Origin of the sequence: Methanoculleus sp. SDB, assembly GCA_001412355.1 — an archaeon.
Classification (GTDB): Archaea; Halobacteriota; Methanomicrobia; order Methanomicrobiales; family Methanomicrobiaceae; genus LKUD01.
The window spans coordinates 21,017-27,128 of sequence record LKUD01000015.1; the positions used below are offsets into that span (position 1 = coordinate 21,017).

Annotated in this window: 3 protein-coding genes; 2 read left to right on the forward strand and 1 reads right to left on the reverse strand. The window is 59.9% G+C overall.

From position 1 onward, the window contains the following. The first annotated feature begins 4 nt into the window (after positions 1-4). Positions 5-523 (forward strand): hypothetical protein, encoded by a 519-nt coding sequence (locus tag APR53_07445; GenBank protein KQC05506.1) that lies wholly within the window; start codon positions 5-7, stop codon positions 521-523. 6 nt (positions 524-529) lie between these two features. On the opposite strand, the gene APR53_07450 is transcribed toward APR53_07445, so the two are convergent. Beyond that, positions 530-1,258: a thymidylate synthase gene (locus tag APR53_07450; protein KQC05507.1), complete on the reverse strand. Its 729-nt coding sequence runs from the start codon at positions 1,256-1,258 to the stop codon at positions 530-532. A 155-nt stretch (positions 1,259-1,413) separates the two neighbouring features. On the opposite strand from APR53_07450, the gene APR53_07455 reads away from it, so the two are divergent. Further along, complete coding sequence (locus tag APR53_07455; protein ID KQC05508.1) at positions 1,414-5,289, forward strand: DNA polymerase II large subunit; 3,876 nt, start codon at positions 1,414-1,416, stop codon at positions 5,287-5,289. Positions 5,290-6,112: the final 823 nt, after the last annotated feature.

Sequence of the window (6,112 nt, forward strand, 5' to 3'; positions counted from 1 at the left end):
ATACGTGGAGGAGGACGACAGGATAGAAAAAGCGGTCGAACGGATCCGGATGGGAACTCTCGACGAGAAGCATGAGGCAGTGCGGGATCTGGGCAGGATCGGCGAACCGGCGGTCGATCCGATCATCGAGACAATCGTCGAAGAGACGGACAACGACCTGCGCTGGTATCTCAGCCAGGCACTCGTAAAAATCGGTGTTCCCGCGATAGAACCGCTGGTCCTCTCCCTCCAGGTCCTGCAGGATGATGACGCACGGCGGTATCTTGCCGCAGTCCTCGGCACGATCGGCACCCCCGCTATACCGGCGCTCCTTGACCTGCTTGCTCACGATCACGAGGACGTTCGGGGTTTTGCCGCACTGGCCCTCTGCCGGATCGGCCAGCCGGCGGTCGAGCCCCTGCTCGCGATGATGGATGAGACCGAGGGTGTCGCCCATACCTGCGCCGCGCTTACGCTCTGGAAGATGGGGGAGCTGGGCCCCGAAGCACTTCAGGACTATTTCACGCGGACAAAAGAGATATAACGTTTTTTAGCGGAGCCCGAGCAGCTCCGCGGAAGGGAAGTCCCGCACCCATTCCCGCAGGGACAGCCCGTTTACATACCGCATCAGTTCCTCGCGGTCTCGTTCATAGTAGAGATGGGCGGAGACCGAGGTATGGGAGTACCATCCCGGCAGAAGCCCGAGGCTGTCCGCGATATGTTTCTGCAGGTGGGCGAGCGCGTACATGTTCGCGCCGAGCGCCGAGAGCATGTCGTTTGAGCGGAACTCCATGTGCATGTTGAGCTTTCCGTCGCGGGCAAGGCACTGGATCCGCTGGAGGCAGGGCGGGTGAGCGGACGTGCCGTCTTTTACCGGGAACCAGGTGATGCCGAGCGCCCGCCGTGTCGTCGGCTCGTCCCTGATTTTGCGGATGATGTAGTCGATCTGGTCGATCCCGTTCCCGTCGCCGTCGCCGGAGAACCCCTCTCCCAACTCGCGGGGATAGTCAAAGAGCCGGTCGTGGTAGGTGTACACGAAATCGCTCTCCGAGCCGGAGAGCAGATCGCTCGCGTACTGCTGCATCGCCTGCTTCCCGAACATGTTGTGGGGGCTGACCATATACTCGGCGAACGGATTCCCGATGTGAATATTCAGCGGTTCCGGAAGTTCCAGCGTCTTCTCCCCGTCCTCCGTCATCAGGAACACGCCATATTTAAGAATAGCCCTGATCACTTCCTCGTGTGCCTTGCCGATGCAGTGGCTGCGAACGTTATACATAATACTTTTCCATCTCCGGGGTGCGCATGTGCATATGTACTGGCCCTCTCACCATGCAAGGATGTTGCGATATGAAACGGCGGAAGCCGGTGCCGGGGCGGCACGTTCACTCCCCGACACCAAGGCATAAATCGAATCCTGCCCATTGATAAACCATGCAGGGGCCGGCAGCATCTCCCGACGTGGACGCATATTTCAGGACGCTTGCGGAGGGGCTGGCCGGGGCGCTTGCCGTCGCAGGGCAGGCGCGGAAGCACGGGACCGACCCCCGGCTGGAAGTGGAGATCCCGGTCGCAAACGACCTTGCCGACCGGGTGGAGGCCCTCCTCGGGTATACGGGTGTCGCCGTCCGGCTGCGCGAACTGGAATCCGTGATGTCGCGTGAGGAGGCGGCATTGAAGATCGGCGACGACTTTGTCGACAGAAGGTTCGGCGAGACGACACGCGAGGAGATCCTCGATCACGCGATCCGTACCGCGATGGCGCTTCTCACCGAGGGCGTCGTGGCGGCCCCCACCGAGGGGATCGCGAAGGTCGGGATCGGCAGGAACGACGACGGATCCGAGTACCTGAAGATCTATTATGCGGGCCCCATCCGGAGTGCGGGAGGAACGGCGCAGGCGCTCTCCGTGCTTGTCGGGGATTATGTCAGGCGGTCGCTCGGGATTAACCGGTATATCCCGCGGCCCGAAGAGGTCGAGCGGTACATCGAGGAGATCCGCCAGTACAACAACATCATGAGCCTCCAGTATGTCCCGAGCGAGCGGGAGCTGCGCCTGATCATCGAGAACTGCCCGGTCTGCATCGACGGCGAACCCACGGAGTCGCAGGAGGTTTCCGGGTACCGGAATCTCGAGCGCGTGGAGACAAACGTCGTCCGGGGCGGCATGGCGCTCGTGATCGCGGAGGGGCTCGCCCTCAAGGCCCCGAAGGTCCAGAAGAACGTCAGGAAGATGAAGATCGAGGGCTGGGCATGGCTCGATGAACTCCTTGCCGGAGCATCCGCGAAGGGCGGCGACGATGACGACGGCCCGGGCGCCGCCATCAAACCGAAGGACAAATACATCCGCGACCTGATCGGCGGCAGGCCCGTCTTCGCATACCCGATGCGGAAGGGGGGGTTCCGGCTGCGGTACGGACGGTCGAGGAACACCGGCTTTGCGGCGGCGGGGTTCAATCCCGCGACCCTTCATATCCTCGGCGATTTCCTTGCGGTCGGTACGCAGATGAAGGTGGAGCGTCCGGGTAAGGCCGCGGGCGTCGTTCCCGTCGATACCATCGAGGGGCCGACGGTGCTCCTGAAAAACGGCGATCTGCTCCGCATCGACGACGCGAAAGAGGCGGTGCGATTGTCGAAGCAGATCGACGAGATCCTCGACGTGGGCGAGATGCTGGTGAGTTTCGGGGAGTTTCTCGAGAACAACCACCCGCTCGTGCCCGCCTCCTATTGTGAGGAGTGGTGGCTTTTGGAGGGGGGAATTAAGCCTCCCGCCGATGAACTGGAGGCAATCGCGATGGCGCTCGGGGGCGGTTACCTGCACCCCCGGTGGACGTACATGTGGGACGACCTCACGCCCGGGCAGATCCTCGAACTTTCCGATCGCGTCGCTGAGCACGGCAGCGTCGCGGGCGGCGTGCTCTCGCTTCCCCTCTCTTCCGGCGCAAAGCCCCTTCTCGAGGAGCTGCTCGTCCCCCATCAGGTGCGCGAAGGTATCGTCCGTATCGGCGAGCCCTACGTGCTCCTCGCCTGCCTCGGCCTTTCGAGCCAGTGCGTGAAGCGGGCGGTCTGGAACGATGCGCCGGACGGTTCCCCGCTTGCGCTCGTCATGCACTGTGCCGGGTTTTCGATGCGTTCGAAGGCGGGAACGCGGATCGGCGGGCGGATGGGCCGTCCCGGCAAGTCCAAGCCGCGGGAGATGCGGCCGCCGCCCCACACCCTCTTCCCCGTCGGCGACGCGGGCGGGTCGCGCCGCTCGCTGCAGGAGGCGGGATCCTCGAAGGCGTACTCGAACCAGGACGGCGGCATCATCGCGGTCGATGTGGGGAGGCGGCGGTGCCCGGCCTGCGGGGCGGTGGCGTTCAAGAACCTCTGCGAATGCGGCAGCCACACGGAACCCGTCTATCTCTGCCCCCGCTGCCACCGGGAGACGACGGAGGAGCGCTGCCCCGCCTGCGACGTGCCCGCCGAATGCATGCAGACGATCAATCTCAATGTCAGGGCGGAGTATGCGGAGGCCCTCGCGGCGCTCGGCATGCGCGAGTCCGACCTGAAGCTCGTGAAAGGCGTCAAGGGAATGATTTCACGGGAGCGTACCGTCGAAGCGCTTGAAAAGGGCCTGCTCCGTGCAAAGCACGAGATCTTCGTCTTCAAGGACGGGACGATCCGGTACGACATGATCGACCTGCCGCTCACCCATATCCGGCCGCACGAGATCGGGGTGTCCGTCGACCGTTTGCGGGAGCTCGGGTATTCCCGTGACATCCACGGCGAGCCGCTTGTGCATGACGATCAGGTGCTGGAGCTCCGCCACCAGGACATCCTCGTCTCCGAAGACTGCGGGAACTTCCTGGTACGGGTGGCGACATTCGTGGACGAGATGCTCGAAAAGATCTACGGTCTCCCCCCCTACTACGGCGTTTCCACCAAGGAAGAGCTGGTCGGCCACCTCCTCATGGGGCTCGCGCCGCACACCAGCGCAGGCGTGCTCGCCCGCCTCATTGGGTTTTCCCGCGCAAACGTGGGGTACGCCCACCCGTTCTTCCACGCGGCGAAGAGGCGGAACTGTTTTGCGGGCGAGACGGAGATCCGCGTCTACGACGGCCATGCGTGGCACGACACGCCGATCCGGGAGTTCGTGCTCGAGAACTTCGATGTCTCCCGGCCCGGTATCGACCGGGCGGGCACCTACTATTCAGACCCCCTGCAGCCCTATTATGTACCCTCACTCGACGCCCACGGCACGGTCCGCCTCCGCCGGGTGACCTCCGTCTCGGTTCACAAGGCGCCCGCTACCCTGATCCGGTTCGGGACGCGGCGGGGCCGGAGCGTCACGGTGACGCCCGAACACACGATGCTGGTGTCGGACCTCGGGTACATCCGCCGCCTGAAAGCGATGGAGCTCGCCGAAGGCGACTGCATACCGCTCTTCGAAGGGGGCGCCATGATCACCGACCGCGTGGCGGAGCGGACCGTGCTTGAATCGGCGGAGGAGTTCGTGTACTGCGTCACGGTCGCCGAAGACCACACGCTGGTCGCAAACGGCATCTTCACGGGCCAGTGCGACGGCGACGAGGACTGCATCATGCTGCTCCTCGACGGCCTGATCAACTTCTCCCGCTCGTACCTTCCCGAGACCCGCGGCGGCTCGATGGACGCTCCGCTCGTGCTCACGAGCCGCATCGACCCGTCCGAGATCGATAAGGAGAGCCACAACGTCGATGCCTGCACCACCTACCCCCTCGAACTCTACACGAAAGCGCTCGAATACGCCCACCCGAGGGATCTCGCAGGGATTATCGACCACGTGGAAAACCGCCTCGGGACGCCCGCCCAGTTCGAGGGCATCGGGTTTACCCACGACACCTCCGACATCTCGGCGGGCCCCCACGAGTCGATGTACACCATCCTCACCACGATGCTCGAGAAGCTCGACGCAGAGCTCGACCTTGCCAAGCGCATCAGGGCGGTGGACGAGGACGACGTGGCCGAACGGGTGTTGAACACGCACTTCATCCGCGACCTCATGGGCAACCTGAATGCGTTTTCCCGGCAGAAGATGCGGTGCACCCGGTGCAATGCCAAGTACCGCCGGATGCCCATCGCCGGCAAATGCACCCGTTGCGGCGGCAACGTGATCCAGACAGTGCACGAGGGCTCGGTGAAGAAGTACCTCGAGATGTCCCGGCGCATCTGCGAGGAGTACGCCGTCTCCGAGTACACCAAGCAGCGGGTGGAAGTCCTCTCCATGGCCATCGAGTCCACCTTCGGCACGCCGTCCGAGCAGCAGCTCGGGCTCGGGGACTTTATGTAAGGCCCGGGTCTGAAAGAGCCGGGACTGGAGAAAATCTCCGATTTTCGACCGGATGGAACAAAAGGGTCCGTATTCTTAACCACAAAATCTCAAACTATTTAGATAAGAAATAAAAGTTTTGCAACTGAGGATTTTGCATTTCTCGTGATGAACCGCATTTAATTTCCGGATTATGATCCCGAATTCATTTTCCAACTAGGGATTCCTACTACGACACCAACGTCTGTTCGATCGCGACTATGAGGCCCGATTTTAATAAGCAAAAAACCTGTCTTCAGGTACTTGCCCGTTCCGGAAAAAGAAAGGGACAACAGCACGGAAGAAGGATTGCAGCACTCCAGATCCCTGCCGTGAATACCCCTAAAAAAGTCAGTATTCAAGATTTAAATTTTGTCATCATATTTTTTTAAAACATCGCATGTTTCCAATTTTACTGATCTCATAATGTTTGGATGTTTATCATTATAAAAATCATAAATTTGAGAATACAATTCCACATTTAATTTTGGTTTATTGGTATGATCGAATTTTATTAACCAACTATTTCTAAAAGACATTTCAGTTTTTATTTTTTCATAATATCTCCCAAAATAAATTCTTGGGTTCGACGTTTCATCCCAGCAAACCTCAAATGCAGGTTCTTTATCTCCTGTACTCTCCATTAAATAAAAGCCAATTAAGGTCCTTTCCTCGTTATTTTTAAATCCAAAATTGGCATATGTTAGATATTGGACTTTATCAAACAATCCGAATACCAAAGCAGATTCATGTGTATTTACTTCAAATTTTATATTCACTAATTCAGGTAATAGATTCGTGCAAA

Bases quoted from the DNA above. Each gene is read 5' to 3' on its own strand.
- APR53_07450 (KQC05507.1), bottom strand. From the start codon at position 1,258: ATGTATAACGTTCGCAGCCACTGCATCGGCAAGGCACACGAGGAAGTG.
- APR53_07455 (KQC05508.1), top strand. From the start codon at position 1,414: ATGCAGGGGCCGGCAGCATCTCCCGACGTGGACGCATATTTCAGGACG.